Source organism: Halobacillus sp. B29, assembly GCF_052246755.1.
Taxonomy (GTDB): Bacteria; Bacillota; Bacilli; order Bacillales; family Halobacillaceae; genus Halobacillus; species Halobacillus halophilus.
The window spans coordinates 16,735-39,903 of the sequence record NZ_JBQQCM010000021.1 but is presented as its reverse complement, the minus strand read 5'-3'; the positions used below and the strand labels follow the sequence as shown (position 1 = coordinate 39,903).

Below are 23,169 nucleotides of genomic sequence, written 5' to 3'. Positions count from 1 at the left end.
GAAGGAGATTCAAAGAATCCTTACAACCGTCGGTGCGACGGGGCTAGCCTAATCATTTGAACGAACCGTTAGGTTCGTGCTCTTAGGAATCCCCCAACTTCAAGGAGTGTCAGCGAGTAAGTGGGGGGTAGTTCAAAATGGCCGCTTCCCTCATGAATACACCGAGTTATTCCGGGATGTTGATAACGACATCGTAGAGTTATCGAACGAGCTCTCGTTCAAAAATAAACGGCTGCTGCTTGCTGTCATCAGTTTTCTATTTATGAATCGGTCTTTAAATGGATAAGAACCTTACTTGATAGGAATCAACCATGAGGAAGGAGACAAAAATGAGTAAAATAAGAATTGGCGCCGGTTTAATCGGAAACCTTATCATATGTTTTTGGGGCGTTAACAGTTTACTTACAGGTGACCCCGTTTTTAATCATTCTATATTTTCTTACCTGTTTGCGATCGGCGGTTTTATTAGCTTTATTGCTTTAATTATAGAGTTAAGAAAGAAAGAACGTGCAGATAAGGAGAATCCTCCAAGCAATCCTTAGATCCCTATTGATCTAAGGGTTTTTCTTTCCAACTAAAATATGTCTGATAAGCATAGACAGGCTAACAACAGTCATAGATATAATCAAAGGAGGAAGAGCTATGGCAGTCTGGAAAATCATCGCCTGCTGTTTGGTTATTTTACTACTGGGCAGTTTTCATTTATTCGGCTTAATGCGTTTATATCCTTTATACATTACCTCTCCGCTTCTCTTTATTTCCATCTATCTGTGCATCTCCTTTATTTATCACAGAAAAACATTTAAAGGCTTCCATTAGAAAACCCGCGTGCCAGTAAAGGATCACGCGGGTCTTTTATATGCTATTTTTTAAGCAGTTCTTCCATTTCATTCAGCTTTTCTTCAAATACATCAAGGGCGGACAAGATCGGATCTTTAGAAGTCATGTCCACACCTGCCTGTTTCAGCACTTCAATCGGATAGTCGCTGCTTCCTGCTTTAAGGAAACTCTTATATCGTTCAACTGCCGTGTCGCCTTCAGATAGGATCTGATCCGCAAGCGCCGTAGCTGCCGCGTAGCCAGTAGCGTATTGATAAACATAATACCCCATATAGAAGTGAGGAATACGAGCCCATTCCAGGCCGATATGATCATCAATCACAATATTGTCTCCAAAATATTTCTTATTCAGGTCGTAATAGATCTCTGTCAGCTTATCCGCTGTCAAGGCTTCACCGTTTTGAGCCTGCATATGAATCTCGTGTTCAAATTCAGCAAACATCGTTTGTCTGAATACGGTGCCGCGGAAACCTTCCAGGAAGTTATTCAATAAATAAAGCTGTTCTTTCTCACTCTTTGTATTTTTCAGCATGTAATCATTCAATAAGGCCTCATTACACGTGGAAGCCACTTCAGCCACGAAAATGGAGTAATTCCCGTAACGGTATGGCTGATTCGCATGCGTATAATAGCTGTGCAGGGAATGTCCCAATTCATGAGCGAGTGTAAATAAATTATTCACATTATCCTGCCAATTCATTAATATATAAGGATTTGTTCCGTAGTGCCCTGAGGAATAAGCCCCGCTTCGCTTCCCTTTGTTCTCCTCAACGTCAATCCAGCGGTTCTCAAAGCCTTCCTTCACGGTATTGACATATTCCTCCCCGAGCGGCTCGAGTCCTTTCAGAACCAGGTCCTTGGCTTCCTCATAAGATACTTTCATTTCCGCGTCCTTAACGAGAGGCGTGTAGATGTCGTACATATGAACTTCATCTAATCCGAGCACTTCTTTTCTAAGTTCGATATAGCGATGAAGTAGTGGCAGACGTTCATTAACAGCTTCAATTAAATTATCATAAACCGTTTCCGGGATATTATTATTGTTTAATTTAGCTTCACGTGCGCGTTCGTAATTTCTAACCTGAGCATTAAAATTATTTTTCTTCACATGACCGCTCAATGTCGATGCAAACGTATTTTTGAAAGAACCAAATGTATCATACATCGCTTCAAACGCGGATTTTCGTACTTCACGGTCATCGGATTTAAGAAAACCGACATAACGGCCGTGAGTAAGATCTACCTCTTCCCCTTCTTCATTCTTAATCGTTGGAAAAGTAAGATCCGCATTATTTAAAGCGCCGAATGTCTGCGATGGATTGGCTCCTATTTCAGAGAAACCAGCGAGCAGTTTTTCTTCCTTCTCACTAAGAACATGTTCCTTCTGGCGGGTAATTTCATCCAGCGTATGCTCATACAATTTGAGTGCTTCATATTCCTTAATAAACCCTTTAATTTTCCCTTCCGGAAGAGCTAAGATTTCCGGCACAATAAAGCTCATTGCAGAAGCGATCTTCGTATATAAGCTTTCCGCTTTGGCATTCATTTCCTGATAATGGGAGTTTGTTGTATCCTGATCTTTGCGCATATGGGCATAAGTAAAAAGCAGGCCAATTTTATTAGAAATTTTATCTTGAAAATCAAGAAGGTTGTAAAGCTGCTCAGCAGATTCGCCCAGTTTTCCACGGTATTGATCCAGTTCAGGCAGGAGTTCCTCTGCTTCTTTCAGCTCTTTATACCACTCTTCGTCTGTAGCAAAAATAGCTTCAAGGTCCCATGTTTTTTCTACGGGTACCTCTTCTCTTTTAGGTAATTGTTTAGTTGCAGCCATCATGATCCTCCTTCAGATAGTTCGTCACCCTAACCAATTCTCGATTTAGGTGTGAATCCCTTCTTAAATATTAATTCTTTCCAGTTTTTTTAATGCCGCGACAGTCTTTCGATCGTCTTCGAGAGCATGCGTTATATGTTGATGAAAAACGACCTTCTTTTTCTTAACCCATCCCTTATTTACGGACTTATTGATGTATCCGAGAGCTTCCAGCAGATATGAATATTCTTTCATTAAATCCGGCTGATATCCATTAACCGTAGGAGGAGCAGCCTGTTCAGGGAAGAATACGGGCGCTCCTACTTCTAGTTCCATGAAATGATCAAATAAAAATTTCGTCTGCCACACATAGGAAGGCCCCGCTCCGGCAAGCTCTCCCTTAGAGGGCAGGAAGGCAAGTGTAGGAAGCAATGAAACGTGAACCCCTCTCCTGTACACATCGTCCCGAAATGCCTGCACTTCTTTACTGACGTGTGGATGATATACGGTCCGTTGCTTATACAATAGTTTTTCCCATATGGGCAGCAAGTCATGCAAAGAGGATGAAGCAGGGATTTGAAACAGCTGGGGAAATTGGATGCTTGAGAGCGAATAAGAGCGCAGTTCGGCTAAGGTTTTTCGCTGGCTAACGCTTCTCAAGTTGGAAGCAATCGTTAAACGCTGGGTTTTGGAGTTGAAAAAGTAGAGGGAATAGTGATGATGAAAGGAATAGAGAAAATTCCGAAGAAATTCGGTCATGTGGATCGTTCCTGGAGACGTTCGTTTCAAGAGATGACTTCCCAGAATCCAGAGAGGGAAAATACCATGTTCTTTGTACTGACGCGATCGCCGCAGAATTTCTTCTTTAGAAATTCTGGCACATTGATATTCAATGGCTATTTGTTTAGAGCCAATGGTTACAAACACATCGGGACGCTGAGCAGGACCATGTAACGGGTATTCTAATTTAGCATCGTAGTTGTGATGGATCAGCCACTCATACAAAGTCCATTTTCCTAGTACATGCGCTTCACTCTCTCCCCGGTTAACGATACACTCACTTTTGGGAAAATGTGCAAAGTGCGGTTTCACTTTTGGTCCTGATCGAATTAACAGGACTTCTTTACAATGAGGACAATAGTAGGTACGAGTTCGTGGCGCCTGCAGTTCTTGAGGGGTTAAATGTAATAATGACTGTAGCTTTCCTGAGGAATCCTCGGCGTAAAACAATCCTTCACCTCCTCCTCTTTCTATTCGACACCTATCCACATTTTTCCTTTATGTACAAAAAAATAAGCACACTTGTAAGGGTGTGCTTGTAAACGTTAATGAGCTGGAAAATATTCTTTGACCCTTGTCAAAGCTTGTTCATCGAATATGGTTTTACCATATTCCTCTAAACGATAAATCGTTACAGGTGACTCGTGTCCGAATTCCATTACTTGGCTCAACATATTTTCCTGTTCTTCATCACTCATATTTTCATCAATGAACTGAATATATAAATAATAGTTGTCTTCAAAATGGAAAAGACGCTGATCCATGGAATTTTCAACAGACATGTAGTGGCTGAGTTGAATGACATCTTCAAACTCATTGAATTTCAATGTGAATGTCAACGGTTCATCCTTGTGATCCTCATCCTCTGTGTCCTGTTCTTCATCCTGATCGTTTTGATCAGATTTACTAAATTTATCGTCAAGCAAAGATTCCAGTTTTTCATCAACCGGTACATCAATAGCATTTTCATCGTCACTAGGGAGCTCGAGTTTTTGACCATCCTGGGAGACTTGTGCTTTTGTTACGATCACTTCTAAACCTTTATCCATGGCTTGAACTTGAATCCACAATGGACCATCAGCCTGGAAGTTTTCCTGATCATTCACTTCATCCATCATTTCCCAGAAAAGCTGCTCGCTTCGTTCTCGGTTATACCAAATTTCTTCTCTGTCGAACCCACGCTGTTCTACATCCTGGTAAGTGACGTAGAACTTAACCGTGTTTTCATTAATACGTTCTATTTCCATGAAATTTCTCTCCCTTCTTAACAAGTATTAAGGGGGAAGGGAATACTCACCCTTTTTTAATGCTTATAAAACCTTACCCGTTAGGTCAAAGCCTCAACCTTCAAAATGTGTAGAATGAAGGATTGATTAATTCTATTGTATGACAGTGTAAGGCAAATGGAAAACAAATTGCTTCAATTCAGCATATAACCATACCCAAAATGAATATCTTTTTTTAAGACCCATCTTTTTGTTTCTGTTGGGTTACCATTTTAGCTTATTCTGATTGCTTTGTCACTACAAGCGGGAGGATTTATTATGAACTGGGACATGCTTGAACCAATTTTAATCATTATCAGTATTGATATCATTTTAGGCGGCGATAACGCCATCGTCATCGCCCTTGCCAGTCGGAACCTTCCCAAGCACCAGAGAAATAAAGCTATTTTTCTTGGGACAGGCCTTGCCATCGCAGCTCGTATCTTACTAACAGCTGTTGCTCTTTATCTTCTCCAAATTCCCTACCTTCAATTAGTCGGTGGACTGTTTCTTTTTTACATTGCCATGCAATTATTAACAGATAACGATGATAATCAGGATATTCATGGAGGAGACAACTTAATGACCGCCGTTAAAACCATCGTACTGGCAGATATTGTCATGGGCTTTGACAATGTACTCGCTATTGCTGGAGCTTCACATAACAATATCGTACTTGTGGTCTTCGGATTATTAATTTCCGTACCGATTATCATCTGGGGAAGTCGATTCATCCTCCTGCTTATGGACAAGTTTCCCCTTCTCATCTACTTCGGGGCAGGATTACTCGCTTATACAGCAGCCGAAATGATGATCGAGGATCACTCCGTGTCTTACCTCATCATAGATTATCCTGAAGTAAAAGTCTGGATGCCTGTCCTGTCTGTAATAGCCGTTACTTTTACAGGTTATTTTGTAAATAAACGAAAAGAAGGCCATAATTAAAACAAAAACTGTGACCCTCAGGACCACAGTTTTAACGTTTATTTAATTAACTAACTTCTGTGCTTCTTTTAATTGGAACGTACGTACACTTCGCGGAAGGAAGCGACGAATCTCATCTTCGTTATATCCTACTTGCAGACGCTTATCATCAATGATGATCGGGCGGCGAAGTAAACCAGGGTTTTCCTGAATAAGATCAAATAAATCCTGCATCGGCAATTGATCGAAATCAACCTTCAGCTTTTGGAATACTTTGGAACGCGTAGAGATAATCTCTTCTGTTCCGTCTTCCGTCATTCTAAGGATCTGCTTAATCTCATCTAAAGTAAGAGGTTCGGAAAAGATGTTCCTCTCCGTATAAGGGATATCGTGCTCTTCAAGCCAAGCCTTTGCTTTACGGCATGATGTACAACTTGGTGAGGTATAAAGTGTGACCATACAGAAACTTCACTCCTCAATATTTTTATTATGGTAAAAATTTGAACTGCTTATTAAATTACAATCAATATAATCTGACCTACTTTAACTATAACACATCTGTCAACTGTTTTATATCTCTATATCAATCGGAACAAGCCTGTGACGTCTAATTTCATCTTGAACTAATATGTACCACTGGATGCAATACTCTAAACCACATTATCCATAAAAAATAAGAGTTTTTTTCAATTGTGAACATTTATTGAAAAAACCCACCTGTATATCGGTGGGTAATGAAACCTAAGAATTTTTAGACTTATCCAGTTCGTCTAAAATATCCTCGATTCCACGATTTTCATCCATTTGAAGAACTTCATCTACATGCTGGTAGGATTTACCGTAGAAATCTTCATCTCTGTAGGTATGAACTTCCGTATACATACGTTTCATTTGTTCATAAATTTCTTCTTCTGTAGCACCTTCAGGGGACCAATAAAGAATCTCCATCTGATTGACTTCATTCGTAGCGAGGGAACGCCTCGTGTACCCAATCGACTGGGCGTGCTTAAAACCTTCTCTTTGATAGAAGCGAAGACGTTTTTCGGAATCCGTCTCATCATAATCCACAGGCTCTACTTCCAGAATGATGGGTTTGTTTTTAGCTTTCATTTTCTCAATAAGTTTGTGTCCAAGCCCCTGGCCGCGAGCAGCAGTGGAAACGTATACATAATCAATAAAAATGAAGGAATCGAATTCTGCATACATTAATACATGCTTGTCACCTTCATCCTTATAGTAGACGTCGCTTTTTTCTTTAAGTAATGCTTCCATATGTTCTTTTGACTTCATTTCCTCTACAGGAAAATATTTGTTCAGCTTTTCATACCAATTCATTGATCTACTCCCTTTTCATTAATTACTTTCATTATACAGAAGTTTGTGACTATTGTTAAATCCGTAGACGTCCTCCATTTAGTAATCTTCCCTGCTTCCTTTAAAAATAAACGAAGAGTGCCGGTGTCCAGCACTCTTCCTTATTAATTCATAGGGGTATAATCAACATTTGATGTGTAATTATTTGTAGCGTTCCATAGAAGATATTCATGGATCCCGTTTTCTTCAAGAGCTTTAATTTGAGCTTCTACTTCAGCCTTTCCATACTGCTTAGTAGCCCCTGAATAAAGCCAGGGTGCTTCAAAATCCTGCAGCCATGGGCGGGAAGTTGGTTTATTCTCCAACTTACTTAATACTTCATTCTCTACTTTGGCGTACTCATCAATGACACGATAAGGTTCGGTATCCGGTTGGGATATGCCAAAATATGGCCCCCAGTGACTAGGATAAATCATCGATGATATAACATCTACGTTTTCAGAGATTTTCGAGAAATTCTGACCAATGTTTGGAGCTTCCGGAATCGTAGCGGAATAACCGAAGATGTCTACAGAAACATCAACGTCGTAATTAGATAATTCTTTGTTGGCAAAAGCTACAAAATCGGTTACAGCTTTCACACGTTTCTGTACTTCTTCCATTTCCAGTTCAGCATATTCACCCTGGTCATATTCCAGGACGCTGTCACGATTTCCGAATCCCTCTGGAAAACGAACATAATCAAACTGGATTTCCTGGAAGCCCATTTCAGCTGCCTGCTTCGCAATATCCAGATTGTACTCCCATACTTCTTTCAAGAATGGGTTAACAAATGCTTCTCCGCGTCCATTCACCCACACCTTGCCATTTTTAGTGTAAGACAAATCCGGTCGCTTTTCAGCAAGCATAGAATCCTTAAATACTACCACACGGGCAATAGGATAAATACCTTTCTCCTCAAGAGTTTTCAGCAATTTCTTGGGGTCATCGATAAATGGTTCGGCAATGTCTTCATAAGGCGAGCCTTTTTCCGGTTGAAAGGTAATGTTTCCATGATCTTCTTTAATATCGATTACCATGGCATTTAAGTCCGAGTTCTCAACCAGTTTAGTCAATTCATTCATTTTCTTTCCGCCGGCAGAAGGACCCGTGACATATATCCCTCTTACTGCGTCTGGATATTCAAAATTAAGTCCTGAATTATACATAAAGCGTGCAGCTGGCTGTGAGGTATCCAGCGTCTTCAAACCTAGTTCTTTCTTCGTAAGCATAAGGGCTTCTTTCTTTTCTTCATCTGCGGCATTAACGTTATGTAGTGATACAGTACAAGAGATCAGCAAAAGACTAGCAACGATTAACATCCATTTCAGTTTTCTCCCCATTTGATCCTGCTCCTATTTAAAGTTTTTATCACTATTCATTATATAAGAGGATAGTTGCTAAGAATAGCCCTTAATTGAAATTTATGTAAATATTCTTAAACTCTCTATTTACTATCGACTTTTTTTATAAATGTTGAAGAAGATATAAATTTGAATAATTTTTTATTATTAATTTCTTGAAAATATTATTCAACTATAGGGCCGTTTACTGTAAGACTCAGTTTCAAGATACTTGAAGAGAGGGAAGGTCCTGCGGGGGACGATTTCGCTTTCCGGCCCTGCACGACGCAGGGTCGTTCGACGTTGCCACACGACGTGGCGTTCTTAGTCGAACCTCTTCTGTGCTGAGCTTCCTCGGGCTTGACAGCCCTGCGGGATCTCACCGATCATGTTCATCCCGCAGGAGTCTTCATCGTCCCCCTCCGGACCTGGCCGAATCATAAACTCGAAACCATTTAAGAAATCGACTGGTTCATGAGACAAAAGCATGGATCACGAGGCTATTTTTATGCTATATCGATGTGAAATAGACTTCCATAAAAGCATGTAGGACCGATTAAGAAAGAGAACATCTTCTCTTATAAAAGCGTCCGTTATGCTTACTCGGCTGGGCTGGTGGGGAAATGGCGAGACTCTCATGGGAGAAGGAACTAGGTGAGATCCCGCAGGGAGTGAAACGAGCGAGGAAGCTCACCGTTCCCCCATAGGAAAGCGAGTTATTTCCCCACCAGCCCTTATCCATCTAACGTAACGGACCCATTTATCTCGAAACTGAGTCTTCAACAAACGGGAGCTTTTCTTCAAGATCTATGTGGAGAGCATTTCTTAATCAAAAAAAGAGACCTTGTCTCAATAGACAAGATCTCTCTTTTAGAAGACTTATTTCGTTTTTGTCGCATGTTCTTTTTTGTAGAAGTCGAACTCCTTCGTTGTGCAAAGCACCCAGTGGCCTGGACGTACTTCACGGAATTCCGGTTCTTCACTCGTATCGTGATTATTTGGATTATACGTAAAACGTTCACGAGAACGTTCATAGTCAGGGTCAGGCAGCGGAATCGCTGACAATAAAGATTGAGTATAAGGATGAATCGGGTGATTATACAGATCATCTGAATCGGCAACTTCCACCAATTTCCCGAAATACATAACCCCAATTCGATCACTAATATATTTAACCATGGACAGATCGTGGGCGATAAATAGATACGTCAGTCCTTTTTCCTCCTGAAGCTTTTTCAGAAGGTTTACGACTTGAGCTTGAATAGATACGTCCAATGCAGAAATCGGCTCATCCGCAATGATAAAGCTTGGATCTACAGCCAGCGCACGGGCAATTCCTATACGCTGACGCTGTCCGCCACTAAACTCGTGAGGGTAGCGGTTCGCATGTTCTTTGTTCAAACCAACCGTTTCCAAAAGCTCATGAACTCTTGCTTTACGCTCTTTATCGTTTTTGGCAAGACCGTGGATATCCATACCTTCCGCAATAATATCCTCTACCTTCATACGAGGGTTTAATGAAGCATAAGGATCCTGGAAAATCATTTGCATTTCACGGTTAAACTTTTTCAAATCTTCACGGTTTTTCTTCCCGTGAACATTTTCACCATCAAAAATGACTTCTCCATCTGTAGCATCATAAAGACGAATGATGGTACGTCCGGTTGTTGATTTTCCACAGCCGGACTCTCCAACAAGACCAAATGTTTCACCTTTATAGATATCAAAATTTAAGCCATCTACAGCTTTAACCACACTGTGGCGGCCGGTCTTGAAATGTTGTTTTAGGTTTTTAATCTCTACCAGCTTCTCTTGACTCATATGCGATCACCTTTCTCATTGCTTGAGGATGATTTAGCCATCCCCTCCATACGTTTCTTAATCGAAGCAGGGGGCTCCATGTTTGGAGCATTCTCATGTAACAACCATGTAGCTGCATAATGAGTCTCAGAAACTTTAAACATTGGAGGCTCTTGCTCCAGATCAATCTGCATCGCGTACTCATTACGAGGGGCAAATGCATCTCCTTTTGGAGGATCCAATAGATCCGGAGGCGAACCTGGAATGGCATATAATTCTTCGTCGGCACTGTCTAGAGACGGCATAGAGCCGAGTAATCCCCACGTATAAGGATGTTTAGGATTGTAGAAAATATCATCTACTGTTCCAATTTCAACAATCTTCCCTGCATACATAACTGCTACACGATCCGCCACATTGGCTACCACTCCGAGGTCGTGTGTAATAAAGATCGTAGCTGAATCCGTTTTCTTTTGAATATCCTTCATTAGTTCAAGGATTTGAGCCTGAATCGTTACGTCCAGGGCCGTGGTTGGCTCATCAGCGATCAACAGTTTAGGATTACAAGCAAGTGCTATAGCGACAACGACACGCTGCCTCATTCCACCAGAAAACTGGTGAGGGTATTGTTTTAATCGGCTTTCAGGATCAGGAATACCTACAAGCTCCAATAACTCAACCACACGCTTGCGAGCTTGTGCGCGGTCCATTTTCTGGTGCTTAATCAACCCTTCCATGATCTGGTTTCCTACTTTCATCGTAGGATTCAAGGAAGTCATCGGATCCTGGAAAATCATAGCCATTTCCTTACCACGGATCTTCTGCATTTGCTTTTCACTCATCTTTGTTAAATCTCTGCCTTCAAAAAGAATCTCGCCTTCTTTAATTCGGCCAGGCGGTTTAGGGATCAGCTGCATCAGAGCTTTCGTTGTGACTGATTTACCAGAACCTGACTCACCTACGATAGCCAGAGTTTCTCCTTTATTAAGATCGAAACTAACCCCACGTACAGCTTTGACTTCACCGCCGTAGGTGTCAAAGGATACATGCATGTTATTTACTTCTAGTAGTTTTTCCATTGTTACACCTACCTCCTATTCACGCATCTTCGGATCAAATGCATCACGAAGACCGTCTGCTAAGACATTAAAGGCAATCATGATTAGAGAGATTACAATTGCCGGGAACAATAAAATATGCGGATAAATTTGTAGAGACTTAAATCCATCATCGATTAATGTACCTAATGAGGCAATTGGAGTAGGCAGTCCTAGTCCGATAAAGCTCAAGAAAGCCTCGAAGAATATGGCACTTGGAATCGTAAACATGGTATTTATAACAATTAAGCCTGTTACGTTAGGTACTAAATGCTTTCTCAATATACGGTTGTCCGGAGCACCAAGGGTTCTTGATGCTAATACGAACTCCTGGTTTTTCAGCTTCAGGATTTGTCCTCTGACAATCCTGGCCATCGATATCCAGCCGGTTATCGTCAAGGCAATGGTGATCGATAATATCCCCGGTTCCAGTATCAGAATCATGAGAATGACAACGACCAGATTTGGAATCCCCATAAGAATTTCGATAATACGCTGCATGTAGTTATCGACACGGCCACCGTAATAAGCAGAGATTCCCCCATAAGCTACACCAATGACCATATCAATCGCTGCGGCTAGTAACGCAATGTACAAGGAAATACGAGTACCTTTCCATGTACGTGTCCATAAGTCACGTCCAAGTCCGTCTGTACCGAACCAGAATGACTGATCATTCATATCTTTTGCTGCATACACATCATATACCGCTTTAACCTGTGCAGGTTCTCCATTGGAACCGTCACTGACTACAGATGTTTTGATGAATTCTTCATCGTTATTAAATCGCATATTCGCATTTGTCGTCGCCTGTTCTACTGTTGCACCTGACATCGTGGCGGATAAGGTTCCATCCATCCCGAGCCAGCCCAGACCTTCAACTTTTGGAGGCATTTTAGCACGCCCAAGATCCTGTTCGAATTCTCCGTATTGGTTCATATAAGGACCAAAAATAGCCATAAGTATCAAGATTATCAGAGTCGCAAGACCAATCATGGCCCCTACGTTTTTACGCAGTCTCATGAAAGAATCCTGCCAGAAAGAAAGACTCGGTCTGGCTATTTTTTCACCTTCATTTTCCTGTCGTTCTACGGGTACAAATAATTCTTTCGATGGTTTGTGGTTATCCATAAGTTACTACTCTCCTTCAGCCAGTCGGATTCTAGGATCAATGACTCCATAAAGGAGATCAATGACAAGGATGATGAAAATGAAAAGGAACGCGATTAGTAACGTGGTACCCATTATAATCGGAAAGTCATTTGTGTTAATCGCTTTAACGAACTGTTCACCAATCCCAGGTACGGCGAAAATATTTTCAATTACAAGTGTTCCCGTCACTAAACCGATTGCTAGTGGTCCCAGTACCGTAACCAATGGAATTAAAGCATTTCGCAGACCATGTTTGAAAACAACGCCGAACTTGTTAACCCCTTTTGCACGAGCCGTTGTAATATAGTCAGATCCTAATACCTCAAGCATCTCGGTTCTCATAAAACGAGCGGCAATGGCGAGCGGGAAGATCGCAAGGGCGATCGTGGGCATGACTGTGTGTTGCCAAGTTCCCCATAAGGCTACTGGGAACCAGCCTAATTTAACGCCAATGTAATATTGCAATATTCCTGCAAATACGAATGAAGGTATGGATTTTCCGAGTACGGCTATGAATGTCGAACCATAATCCAAAAATCCATTATGATAAATCGCTGACACTAATCCGAGCAGCATCCCTAAAATGGTACCAACGATCATGGCTTGAACCCCAATGGTCATCGAAGGTCCGATACGCTCCATAATAATGGTGGTTACTTCCCTGTTATCAAACTGGAAAGATATACCTAAGTCACCTTGGGTAAGGTTGACTATATAATTGAAATACTGTACAGGTACCGGATCATCCAGTCCGTACTTTTCTAACACTACCGCTTGTTGCTCTTCTGATAATTTATCTGCAGCACTTAGGGGAGTACCTGGTAAAAATTTCATCAGGAAGAACGTAAAGGTAGCGATCAAGAACATCGTTATAATCATGTATCCTAGTCGTTGAAGTATATAACGTGTCATATGAACACCTCCTGTGAATTTAAAACCTACTATCTTATTTTTTGAATAGACAGAAAGTTGTCTATAATTAGAATACTTTCTTTGCAGGGAAAAAGAGAGCATACGCCAACTGTTTGGACATATACTCTCTCCCTTATTAGCTAGCCTATATATGGTTTAGAATAGTTTTGTCTATTATTTACCTTCAATATAAGCGTACTTGTAGATGTAGTCAGGTCCCATAGGGTTAGTAATGACACCTTTAACATATGGCTTAACTAGTTTAGCAGATGCACGCTGGTAAAGTGGAGCAAGTACAGCGTCTTCTTGAATTAGTTTCTTCTCTGCTTCAAGGAATGTTTCAAAGCGTTTAACTGGCTCTTGAGCAAGCTCGTTGTTCGCTTTTTCAATCATGCCATCATACTCGTCACTAGCATAACCAGTGTGGTTGTTTCCACCGTCGGTTACCCACATGTTTAAGAAAGTATTCGGGTCGATATAGTCAGGTCCCCATCCAGCATTTTGGATGTCATACTCCATATTCTTGTCGCGGTCAATACGCTCTTTAAATGGAACGGCCTGGACGTTGACAGTCAATCCTTCAAGTTCTTCAAGCTGGTCTTTAAGGTAAGCATCAAGGTTCTTAGCTACATCACTGTCGCCGCCAAGGTAGCCGATTTCAGCATCCTCAATACCTAGTTCCTGCTTAGCTTCAGACCAAAGTTTTTGAGCTTCTTCTTTATTGGTTTCTACAAGATCTCCGTTGATTTCACGGAAGTCTTCTCCGCTTTCAGGGTGCTTAACGAAATCTTCAGGAATATCACCTACAGCAGGGATAGATCCGTTGTTCAGGATAACGTTAACCATGTCTTCACGGTTAATGATCATCTGCATAGCTTTACGAGCTTTCACGTTTCCAAGAATTTCGTTCTCCTGGTTGAATTTCAAGTAGAACAAAGTAGGTTCTTTCTCTACTTGGAAGTCTTCATTAGAACGGTACTGGTCAACGAATTCAGCTGATAGACCTGTACGGTCGATGTCGCCGCTCTGGTAAAGGTTTACACCAGTAGAAGTTTCTTTAACAACACTTACATTAATTTTATCAAGTTTAACTGCTTCAGCATCCCAGTAATCTTCATTCTTCTCAAGAACCCAGCCTTCGCCGTGGTTCCATTCAGTCATTTTGAAAGGACCATTGGATACTAGAGTGTCAGCTTCCAGAGAGAAATCTTCGCCTTGTTCTTCAACGAATTTCTGGTTCAATGGAAGGAATGTACCAAAAGTAGTTAACGATTCGAAATAAGGAATCGGTTTTTCAAGCGTAATTTCAAGCGTATAATCATCTACTGCTTTAACACCCAGTTCTTCTGGAGGTGTTTCGCCATCAGCGATTGCAGTTGCATTCTTAATAACTCCGCCCATCATGTAAGGACCATATTCAGATCCAGTATCAGGGTTTACAGCGCGCTGCCAAGCGTAAACGAAGTCGTTCGCTGTAACAGGCTCACCGTTTGACCATGTTGCATCTTCACGCAGGTTAAATGTCCAAGTAAGAGCATCTTCACTTACTTCGTGGTCTTTCGCAATTGCTGGTTCTGGTTTTCCACCTTCACCCAGACGATAAAGCCCGTCCATTGTGGAACCAAGGAATTGGAAAGCTACTGCGTCTGTAGCAAGTGCTGGATCCATCGTTGGGATCTCCGCACTGTCCGTAATGTTAAGTACTTGTTCGCTGTCTCCTGAAGATTGTTCTTCAGTATTCTCTGAATCCCCGCCGTTGTCAGAAGAACCTGAATCTCCTTCGGATTCATTTCCTCCTCCTGAACATGCAGCCAGGAACATGCTTAGTACTAATGCTAGTACTAGCAATAACCAATTTGTCTTTTTCATGTAGAAAAGACCTCCCCTAATTTTTCTAAAAGTATCGTGGCGCTTTGTCCACAATACGAATTATACAAGTTTTCTAACTATTTTGCATTACCTTTTTTTCCGAAAAATAGTATGAAGCCCATCATTATTACTTTTCTGTAACATAAAACGTGACTTTTTACCTAGTTTATTTTACAACATTTACGTGTCGAATTTCATTAATTATAAGCTATTTTGTATAAAGAAGGGGAGGCTTGAAAAGCTGAACCCGCATTTAATGCGGTTATACGTTAAAGTAAGTGAATATACCATTCAATATTCCTTCAACCGTGAATTTTCTGTTTATTAATCCCATTTACAATTCCTTCATAGATGAAGACGTGATATAATATGTACGAGTTTTAAGGAAAGGTGTGACATTCGGTGAATGTGCTAAGAAACAAATGGATGGGTGTCGCAGGAAATCTTCTGCTTGTCAGCCTGCTTTTCGCCATTTTGGCGCCTGTCTATGATTTATTCCATTTTATTAATCAGCTTTTCTATATTGCCTATTTCTATTTGTTTGTCGGAATACTTCTGTGGGTGATCCGTGGAGGTTTCTTCGATGCCATTACGTATAGTATGAGAAGATTTTATAACCGCGTTTCGAAACAACAGGATTATCTTGACGATTGGAAGCAGAAACCTCTTCCTTCCCAGACCATTGAAAATACGTGGCTGAAGTTCTTCCTTTTTCATGGCGGAATGTTAACGGCAGGTTTACTGGCTTTACTGGCTCTTTACTATAATCTTTAGGGGTTTGCACGTTAATCATTTATCGGCTATAATATAAATCTTACAATATAAAATTAAAGGCTAAGAATAAGGAATAGTACTCGACACTGTAATCTTTTCAGAGAGACTGTGGATGCTGGGAACAGTCAGGATCAGTGGGAGGAAATGGGCCTTAGGAGCTTCTATCGACGCACGATCGGCGTTAACGATCTTAAAGTTGACTTTTACGTTTAAAAGTAATCAGGGTGGCACCGCGGATCATTCGTCCCTTCCATATGGAAGAGATGAATGATCTTTTTTTATAGCCTAAAACTAATAATGAGGTGAATGTGATGAAAACCATTTTTTCAGGGATTCAGCCGAGTGGTACGTTAACACTTGGGAACTATTTAGGAGCGATGAAGCACTTCGTAGACTTACAGCATGATCAGAAATGCTATTTCTGCATTGTAGACGAGCATGCCATTACAGTACCGCAGGACCGTTTAAAGCTCAGGGATAACATTCGTTCTCTTGCGGCTTTGTATTTAGCCTCCGGTATCGATACGGAGAAATCTACATTATTTATTCAATCTGAGGTGCCTGCGCATACTCAGCTAGGATGGATGCTGCAATGTGTGAGTTATATAGGAGAACTTGAGAGGATGACCCAATTTAAAGACAAATCCGCTTCTGGAGGCAAGGAAGGCGTTACCTCTGGACTGCTGACCTATCCACCTCTCATGGCTTCGGATATTCTTCTCTACCAAACAGACATTGTGCCTGTAGGTGAAGACCAGAAGCAGCACCTTGAACTGACACGAAACCTGGCGCAGCGTTTTAATAATAAATATAATGATATCTTTACCGTGCCTGAAGTCCGCATTCCAAAAACAGGGGCAAGAATTATGTCTCTGCAGGAGCCGACTAAAAAAATGAGCAAGTCGGATGAAAACCAGAAAGGCTATATTTCGATGCTCGATGATGAGAAAAAAATAATGAAAAAGGTTAAAAGTGCTGTTACGGACTCAGAAGGAATTGTGAAGTTCGATAAGGAAAATAAACCAGGAGTCTCCAATTTGCTGACGATTTACTCGATCTGCTCCGGAATCAGCATTGAAGAACTTGAAGCTAAATATGAAGGAAAAGGATACGGAGTCTTCAAGGAGGATGTTGGAGCCGCTGTCGTTGAGACACTGAAACCGATCCAGAATCGTTATTATGAACTAATTGATTCTGTAGAACTGGATGATATCCTAGATAAAGGGGCTGAAGACGCTTCTTTTGTAGCCAATAAGATGCTGCGGAAAGCGAAGAAAGCCATGGGACTCGGCCGCGTGAGAAAGAAAAAATAACTGAAGCTCCAGAAGAACAGCCAGAATTGAGTGATACCACTCAATTCTGGCTGTTTATTTTATGGGATACGTGCTGGTTTTCTCCTTGCCAAATCGTTTCAAAGAAGGGCTGCCCTTTAACTAGTTTCTCACACAGCTCTTCATGTAAAGAAGTCCACCCCTTGCAAGTTCCTTCATATAGGAGGTCCCATGCCTCCTCATTCGTCAGCTGCTTCAAGTATGGATATTGGTCAGGATCCCATTCCGTAAGCCAATACCTGATTTCTTCTGGATGATCGGAATTTTTTAATTGGTCCAGGGCCATCATAAGTAGTTGTTTTAATTGCCTCTCTCTGCGAGTCAGGCCAGCCATTTTGGCAGGTGCCAGAGAAAGAATGTGGTGTTCTTTTAATACACTTTCTTCTATTGAATAGGAAGCAGGCTTCTTACCCTGAACCATTTCAAATACCAGACGTTCCTGTCTTGGAATTAATCGGCTTTTCTTAACAGGCAATGTGTATCCAAGGGTGTCAAATACGATGACATCTTCCCCGTCTGTTACCACAGCCGCATATTCAACGGTCTGTCTCTCCTGATTCTTTTTCATGTACGTCTTTCTATGGACGTCCTGCAGCAAGGGCAGCGGCAGATCCTGCAAATCATTTTCAATAAAGTTAAATAGTTCATTCGTTACAAGCAGGAGTGGAATTTGATCCACTAGCTCAATTCCGTCTTCTTTCCTCCACTCATGGAATCGACAGACATTGTATCCATTCTCTTCACCTTCAAACCAATTTACCCATAAGTCGTGCATGTATAGCATATCGGCCCCTCACTTTCATTCAGTGATCTCTTTAGGTTACATTATGACCAATAATGGCTATTTTATTCTTTAGATCCATTATTTACTAAACTAATCTCTCATAAATATAATGGCTGTCGTAATGAACAAAATCCCTAAGGGAAACAAGTAACATTCAAACCTGGACTGAATCAAAATGAGAAATTCCCACCAGCTGAGACCTGCTGGGATGAGGTTCAAATACGTAATCGTCACGGTTCCTCCAGCTACAGCAAAACCGAACCCCGTCAAAAATACGATCCACCACCACATGTGACAACCTCCCAGCCTGTCCTCCTGTTCTATAATATGAAGGTTGTTCCTCGGACATGCCCTTGTTTCGTACTTCCTTCTTCCTCTTTACTTCTTTGCCAATTAAAGGTAAATTAAGGAAGGAATGGAACCGTAAGTAGGAAGGATTGATGATCGCTTGAGTACCACTCGTTCAAATTGCTCTATCGATAAAAATAGACGAAGGTTAAAGGTGATGCTTGCTGTTTTAACGCTATGCTTCCTTTTTACGGCCGGCTTTACCTCTTTTGAATATTTAGCAGGCAAGCAGCAGGCTTTAAGCCAGCAAAATCCCGCTCCCATTAAACCTGATATAAACATAGAAGATGCCAAGAAAGAGTCCGCTTTTCCTTTTCATGGAGAGCCGGACCCCGAAGGTGCATTATCTCTCCTCCTTTTAGGGACGGACCAGAGAGATACCGAGACTGCCCGAACAGATACGATTATGATTCTTCGCTATCATCCGGAAAAACAGAGTTTGAAGCTCGCTTCCATCATGCGGGATACATATGTAGAAATTCCCGGGCACGGATTAAACAAAATTAATGCGGCTTATGCCCTGGGAGGCCCGGATCTGTTAAGAAAGACCATAGCTCAAAATTTCGATATTCCATTGGAGCATTATGCAATGGTGGATTTCAGCGGCTTCAGTCATATCGCTGATACGATTGCCCCTGGTGGACTCGAGGTTACGATAGAGAAGGATTTGAATTATCAATCAGAAGGTGGAGACACCGTTATTGACCTGAATGAAGGTGTGCAGCGGCTGGATGGAGAGGAACTTCTCGCTTATTCACGTTTCAGAAGTGATAGTGAGGGGGACTTCGGCCGTGTAGAACGGCAGCAGAAAGTTCTTGCTTTATTGAAAGAACAGCTTCTTTCCATTGAAAGTCTGTGGAAAGTGCCCCGGCTGCTTGGCTCTATACAACCTTACGTGGATACAGATGCTGGAAGCGGGATGTATATGGAAGCAGCCAAGGATTACTTCCTTCATCCCCCCGAGAAGCTGGAAACGCTCCGTATTCCAACCACAGACAATGTGTGGAACGAACGGAAGCCGTATCCAACAGGTCTCGTTCTAAATCACGATCAGAATAAAACCCGTGTGGACTTAAAGAAGTTCTTATATGATTAAAGAGAATAGTTACAAAAAAATCCCCGATGCCAAACGCGGCATCGGGGATTTACTTTATATTAATCATTGTATTTCTGGAAAATCAACGTAGCATTGTGTCCGCCAAAGCCTAGAGAGTTACTCATAACAGCATTAATCTCCTGCTTTCTGGCTTCATTCGGCACATAATCCAAATCACACTCTGGATCCGGAGTTTCATAATTAATCGTAGGAGGCAGAATTCCTTCATTAATCGCTTTTAATGAAATAACAGACTCAACTGCTCCTGCGGCTCCAAGCAAGTGTCCTGTCATGGATTTCGTGGATGAGATCGCCAGTTTATTCGCATGCTCCTTGAACACCGTTTTCGCTGCGTACGTTTCAAATTTATCGTTTAATTCTGTAGATGTACCGTGGGCATTTAAATAATCAATCGCTTCCGGTTCAACACCTGCATCCTGCAGAGCCTGCTTCATCGCACGAGAAGCTCCGTCCCCTTCTGGAGCTGGGGATGTAATGTGATAGGCGTCCCCTGTTGAACCATACCCTGTTAGTTCGCCATAGATTTTAGCTCCGCGCTGCTTCGCGGATTCCAGGGATTCAAGAATCAGAATACCGGCACCTTCGCCCATGACAAAGCCATCACGGTCTTTATCAAATGGACGGCTCGCTGTATTCGGGTCTTCGTTAAGAGAAAGCGCTCGTGCGGACGCAAAGCCGGCAAAGGACATTTTGGTCATCGGCGCTTCGGTACCGCCTGCGATCATTACGTCAGCGTCTCCTCTTTGAATAACTTTGAAAGCATCGCCAATTGAGTTAGCCCCCGAAGAGCAGGCGGTTACGGTGCAGGAATTAATCCCTTTGGCACCAAGCGAAATGGAGACCTGTCCAGCTGCCATATCCGGGATCATCATTGGAATGAAGAAAGGACTGACACGGCGGTAGCCTTTTTTCTGGAAGGTTTCGAATTGGGATTCGTACGTTCCCATTCCGCCGATTCCCGAGCCAATCCACACGCCGGTCCGATTCGCAATTTCATCCGTAATCTTCAAATCTGCATCCTCTACGGCCATATGAGAAGCAACCATGGCATATTGAACAAATGGATCCATACGGCGAGCATCTTTACGGTCAATATAGCTGGAAGGATCAAAGTCTTTTAATTCAGCGGCGACGCTGACCGGATAATCATCTTTGTTCACTTTCGTTATTTCGCCGACACCAGATCGGCCGCTTTTAATACTGCTCCACATTTCTTCTACTGAATTACCTACAGGAGTGACTGCTCCCATACCGGTAATGACGACACGTCGTTTATCCATAAATGTATTCCTCCTCGGTTACTTACCCCATCGGAGAGCTACGGCGCCCCAGGTGAGTCCGCCACCAAATCCGACAAGTACTACTAAATCATTATCTTTTATTTTACCTGCTTTTACTTCTTCTGACAAAGCCATCGGGATCGAAGCGGAAGATGTATTTCCGTATCGTTTCACAGAAGTAGCCATCTTATCCTCTGAAATACCCAGGCGTTCGCGTGCAGCTTCCATAATTCTTATGTTAGCCTGATGCGGGATTAAATAATCTACATCTTCTTCTTTCAGGCCAATTTTCTTGACCACGTTCACAGAAGACTCAGGCATTTGTCTTACGGCAAATTTAAACACTTCTCTACCGTTCATGAACAAGGTTTCATCCTGGTACAAATGTGGTCCGCCGCTTCCATCAGAGCCGAGTTCAAAGGACATAATCCCTCTATCGTCACTGACTGGACCGATCACGGCTGCGCCTGCTCCGTCTCCGAATAGGACGCATGTGTTTCGATCTTCCCAGTTGGTAATCTTGGATAATTTCTCAACCCCGACAACCAGAACATTTTTATAACCGCCGCTTTCAATGAATTGCTTAGCTGTAATGACACCATACATAAAGCCTGCGCAGGCTGCGCTTAAATCCATTGCCGCTACTTTTCTAGCTCCAAGCTGTTCTTGCAGCATCGTTGCAACCGATGGAAACGGCTGATCAGGAGTAACGGTAGCCACTAAAATCATATCCAGTTCTTCAGCATCCATGTTGGCATCCTCAAGGGCGCTTCTGGCGGCATTTACTGCCATATGGGAAGTGTCTTCCCCATCTGCCGCGATACGGCGTTCTTCTATTCCAGTGCGGGACCGGATCCACTCATCACTTGTATCCACCATTTTCTCTAAATCTTGGTTGGTAAGGACTTTTTCTGGAGCGTAGTGACCTACACCCAATATACCTGCGTTCATATATTCATCCCCTTAAAGGTAAAGTCTAATATCTTATATCAATTCTTATGACTTGGTACTAATTTTAATTCATCTCTTTGGTTTCTGCAAGTAGAAGCTTTTCCAATAATAGTGCCGCCCACAAAGAGGAAACGTAGTTTACATACAGTACGTATAAGGGGGTGAATGTCATGGCCAAAAGACCTCAATCTCCATTCGATCATTTCTGGCAAGGTCCCAATAATCGTAACCAAGCGGAAGAACCAGAAGAAGAAAAAACAGAAGAAGAACAGCCACCGGCCGACTGGGGAACGGTTTGGGAAGAAGTTAATAAAACATGGAAGACAATCTATCCGATGATTAAACCTATGGTTAATAAATTTAAAAAGTAGCGGTATTGCTTTATACTTTCTTACCATCCAGCCGATTGCTAAAAAAACTCTGAAGCCTCATCTGGCTTCAGAGTTTTGATGATTGGGCAAATACCCTGTTTCGATATACCGTTTTACAGCACGGTCAATTTCCCTTTGAAACTCCTTCGGGATCTCCGGGCTGTAGGGTCCCATTTCAATGGCCCCTTCTTCAAAATCAAACATTAGCGGACGTCCGGGCAGGTTATCGTTTAAGTACTTTTCCATAGCAATTTTATAAACAGCATCTACTTTTTGTATCGTACTGGTGAGAACAGCCTTCCCGCCAACATCGGACTGATCGTTCACGTAACCGACCGCATAGTGGTCATGCTGCTTTATCTGTTTGATGACCGCCTGGTTAAATACATCCCCGGCAGGATAAAACACATCAGCACCCTGCTTCTCTAACCGTTCATACTGGCTGAGGGCCTTATCTGTATCTTCCCAGCTGTTTGTAAACGTGATCTCTACTTCAGCCTGCGGGTTCTGAAAATTGACACCTTCATAGAATCCTTCTACTTCAGGCTGCCATTCAAATGCCGCGATAATTCCAACCTTATCGCTTTCTGTCATCTGTCCTGCTGCCATGCCTCCAAAAAAGCCCATGGCCTGAGCACTGAAATTCAGACTGGTAACATTGTCCGCCGTAAAGGCCCCATTAAAATAAATGAACTGGATATCAGGATACTGCTTATGCAATTGTTGGAAATAATTTCCGTACACATGACTATGACCCAAAATGACCGTAGCCCCTTGATTGACCAGTTCTTCTACCGCTTGAACCGTTTTTGTGTAACTATTAATACCCTCTTTATAAGAAACATCAACACCGTACTCTTTCTCTATCGCTTTCAAACCCTCGTACCCTTGCTCTCCCCAGGCTTGATCATCAATGGCAGTCTCTACCAGCATCCCTGCATGATCGGCTTTTCCAGCAATATGATTACATCCGGTGAGCAGTAATAAAAGTACACATCCTGTATATACCCACTTCACAATAAGCACTCCTAGTAAAAACTACTTATATTTCCTCTTATTCTACATGGG

General features: G+C 42.0%; 23 protein-coding genes and 1 other annotated feature. Of the genes, 7 read left to right on the top strand and 16 right to left on the bottom strand.

The window, feature by feature from the left end; genetic code table 11:
- The first annotated feature begins 329 nt into the window (after positions 1 to 329).
- Positions 330 to 542 (top strand): hypothetical protein, encoded by a 213-nt coding sequence (locus ACTWP7_RS19415; protein ID WP_443124596.1) that lies wholly within the window; start codon positions 330 to 332, stop codon positions 540 to 542.
- Positions 543 to 642: 100 nt separating this feature from the next.
- The gene (locus ACTWP7_RS19410) at positions 643 to 819 is read left to right on the top strand and encodes a hypothetical protein (protein WP_443124595.1); all 177 of its coding nucleotides are present in this window, start codon (positions 643 to 645) and stop codon (positions 817 to 819) included.
- 43 nt (positions 820 to 862) lie between these two features.
- Here the strand turns inward: ACTWP7_RS19410 and pepF are convergent, their stop codons facing one another.
- The 3 genes from pepF to mecA all read right to left on the bottom strand — a co-directional run bounded on the left by pepF (position 863) and on the right by mecA (position 4,677).
- Complete coding sequence (gene pepF / locus ACTWP7_RS19405) at positions 863 to 2,671, bottom strand: oligoendopeptidase F (RefSeq protein ID WP_443124594.1); 1,809 nt, start codon at positions 2,669 to 2,671, stop codon at positions 863 to 865.
- 63 nt (positions 2,672 to 2,734) lie between these two features.
- On the bottom strand, positions 2,735 to 3,880 hold the full coding sequence (locus ACTWP7_RS19400) for a competence protein CoiA (RefSeq protein WP_443124593.1): 1,146 nt from the start codon (positions 3,878 to 3,880) through the stop codon (positions 2,735 to 2,737).
- Between the two features lie 95 nt (positions 3,881 to 3,975).
- Positions 3,976 to 4,677 carry an adaptor protein MecA gene (mecA, locus tag ACTWP7_RS19395; protein ID WP_443124592.1) on the bottom strand — a complete coding sequence of 234 codons (702 nt, stop codon included), beginning with the start codon at positions 4,675 to 4,677 and terminating at the stop codon, positions 3,976 to 3,978.
- A 297-nt stretch (positions 4,678 to 4,974) separates the two neighbouring features.
- Here mecA and ACTWP7_RS19390 point away from each other — a divergent pair, with 297 nt between their 5' ends.
- Positions 4,975 to 5,640, top strand: a complete 666-nt coding sequence (locus ACTWP7_RS19390) for a TerC family protein (protein WP_443124591.1) — start codon at positions 4,975 to 4,977, stop codon at positions 5,638 to 5,640.
- Between the two features lie 42 nt (positions 5,641 to 5,682).
- Here the strand turns inward: ACTWP7_RS19390 and spxA are convergent, their stop codons facing one another.
- The 8 genes from spxA to ACTWP7_RS19350 all read right to left on the bottom strand — a co-directional run bounded on the left by spxA (position 5,683) and on the right by ACTWP7_RS19350 (position 15,145).
- Positions 5,683 to 6,078, bottom strand: a complete 396-nt coding sequence (gene spxA, locus ACTWP7_RS19385) for a transcriptional regulator SpxA (protein WP_014642562.1) — start codon at positions 6,076 to 6,078, stop codon at positions 5,683 to 5,685.
- A gap of 282 nt (positions 6,079 to 6,360) precedes the next feature.
- Positions 6,361 to 6,954, bottom strand: a complete 594-nt coding sequence (locus ACTWP7_RS19380) for a GNAT family N-acetyltransferase (RefSeq protein ID WP_443124590.1) — start codon at positions 6,952 to 6,954, stop codon at positions 6,361 to 6,363.
- A gap of 143 nt (positions 6,955 to 7,097) precedes the next feature.
- On the bottom strand, positions 7,098 to 8,315 hold the full coding sequence (locus ACTWP7_RS19375; RefSeq protein WP_443124589.1) for a putative glycoside hydrolase: 1,218 nt from the start codon (positions 8,313 to 8,315) through the stop codon (positions 7,098 to 7,100).
- An 879-nt stretch (positions 8,316 to 9,194) separates the two neighbouring features.
- Positions 9,195 to 10,136, bottom strand: coding sequence for an ABC transporter ATP-binding protein (locus ACTWP7_RS19370; protein WP_443124588.1), 942 nt, complete (start codon positions 10,134 to 10,136; stop codon positions 9,195 to 9,197).
- Positions 10,133 to 11,194, bottom strand: coding sequence for an ABC transporter ATP-binding protein (locus tag ACTWP7_RS19365; RefSeq protein WP_443124587.1), 1,062 nt, complete (start codon positions 11,192 to 11,194; stop codon positions 10,133 to 10,135). Before ACTWP7_RS19365 ends, ACTWP7_RS19370 begins: the two co-directional genes overlap by 4 nt.
- Before the next feature lie 15 nt (positions 11,195 to 11,209).
- Complete coding sequence (gene opp3C, locus ACTWP7_RS19360) at positions 11,210 to 12,343, bottom strand: oligopeptide ABC transporter permease (RefSeq protein WP_443124586.1); 1,134 nt, start codon at positions 12,341 to 12,343, stop codon at positions 11,210 to 11,212.
- A 6-nt stretch (positions 12,344 to 12,349) separates the two neighbouring features.
- The gene (gene opp3b, locus ACTWP7_RS19355) at positions 12,350 to 13,276 is read right to left on the bottom strand and encodes an oligopeptide ABC transporter permease (protein ID WP_443124585.1); all 927 of its coding nucleotides are present in this window, start codon (positions 13,274 to 13,276) and stop codon (positions 12,350 to 12,352) included.
- 174 nt (positions 13,277 to 13,450) lie between these two features.
- Entirely contained in the window at positions 13,451 to 15,145 is a 1,695-nt protein-coding gene (locus ACTWP7_RS19350) for a peptide ABC transporter substrate-binding protein (protein ID WP_443124584.1), read from the bottom strand.
- A 402-nt stretch (positions 15,146 to 15,547) separates the two neighbouring features.
- Between ACTWP7_RS19350 and ACTWP7_RS19345 the strand changes: the two genes are divergently transcribed.
- Complete coding sequence (locus tag ACTWP7_RS19345; protein ID WP_443124583.1) at positions 15,548 to 15,919, top strand: DUF3899 domain-containing protein; 372 nt, start codon at positions 15,548 to 15,550, stop codon at positions 15,917 to 15,919.
- A 53-nt stretch (positions 15,920 to 15,972) separates the two neighbouring features.
- Positions 15,973 to 16,171, top strand: a binding site (T-box leader).
- A 59-nt stretch (positions 16,172 to 16,230) separates the two neighbouring features.
- On the top strand, positions 16,231 to 17,232 hold the full coding sequence (gene trpS, locus ACTWP7_RS19340) for a tryptophan--tRNA ligase (RefSeq protein ID WP_443124582.1): 1,002 nt from the start codon (positions 16,231 to 16,233) through the stop codon (positions 17,230 to 17,232).
- 40 nt (positions 17,233 to 17,272) lie between these two features.
- Here the strand turns inward: trpS and ACTWP7_RS19335 are convergent, their stop codons facing one another.
- Together ACTWP7_RS19335 and ACTWP7_RS19330 are read right to left on the bottom strand one after the other, a co-directional pair.
- Positions 17,273 to 18,034, bottom strand: coding sequence for a YjbA family protein (locus ACTWP7_RS19335; RefSeq protein ID WP_443124581.1), 762 nt, complete (start codon positions 18,032 to 18,034; stop codon positions 17,273 to 17,275).
- A 90-nt stretch (positions 18,035 to 18,124) separates the two neighbouring features.
- Positions 18,125 to 18,325 (bottom strand): hypothetical protein, encoded by a 201-nt coding sequence (locus ACTWP7_RS19330; protein ID WP_014642549.1) that lies wholly within the window; start codon positions 18,323 to 18,325, stop codon positions 18,125 to 18,127.
- 157 nt (positions 18,326 to 18,482) lie between these two features.
- Between ACTWP7_RS19330 and ACTWP7_RS19325 the strand changes: the two genes are divergently transcribed.
- Entirely contained in the window at positions 18,483 to 19,478 is a 996-nt protein-coding gene (locus ACTWP7_RS19325; protein ID WP_443124579.1) for an LCP family protein, read from the top strand.
- A gap of 59 nt (positions 19,479 to 19,537) precedes the next feature.
- Here ACTWP7_RS19325 and fabF read toward each other — a convergent pair whose 3' ends face one another.
- Complete coding sequence (gene fabF, locus ACTWP7_RS19320; protein ID WP_014642547.1) at positions 19,538 to 20,779, bottom strand: beta-ketoacyl-ACP synthase II; 1,242 nt, start codon at positions 20,777 to 20,779, stop codon at positions 19,538 to 19,540.
- 18 nt (positions 20,780 to 20,797) lie between these two features.
- On the bottom strand, positions 20,798 to 21,730 hold the full coding sequence (locus ACTWP7_RS19315) for a beta-ketoacyl-ACP synthase III (protein WP_014642546.1): 933 nt from the start codon (positions 21,728 to 21,730) through the stop codon (positions 20,798 to 20,800).
- A 170-nt stretch (positions 21,731 to 21,900) separates the two neighbouring features.
- On the opposite strand from ACTWP7_RS19315, the gene ACTWP7_RS19310 reads away from it, so the two are divergent.
- Positions 21,901 to 22,101 (top strand): hypothetical protein, encoded by a 201-nt coding sequence (locus tag ACTWP7_RS19310; RefSeq protein WP_443124578.1) that lies wholly within the window; start codon positions 21,901 to 21,903, stop codon positions 22,099 to 22,101.
- A 57-nt stretch (positions 22,102 to 22,158) separates the two neighbouring features.
- Here the strand turns inward: ACTWP7_RS19310 and ACTWP7_RS19305 are convergent, their stop codons facing one another.
- Positions 22,159 to 23,118 (bottom strand): BMP family ABC transporter substrate-binding protein, encoded by a 960-nt coding sequence (locus ACTWP7_RS19305; protein ID WP_443124577.1) that lies wholly within the window; start codon positions 23,116 to 23,118, stop codon positions 22,159 to 22,161.
- Between the last annotated feature and the right edge of the window lie 51 nt (positions 23,119 to 23,169).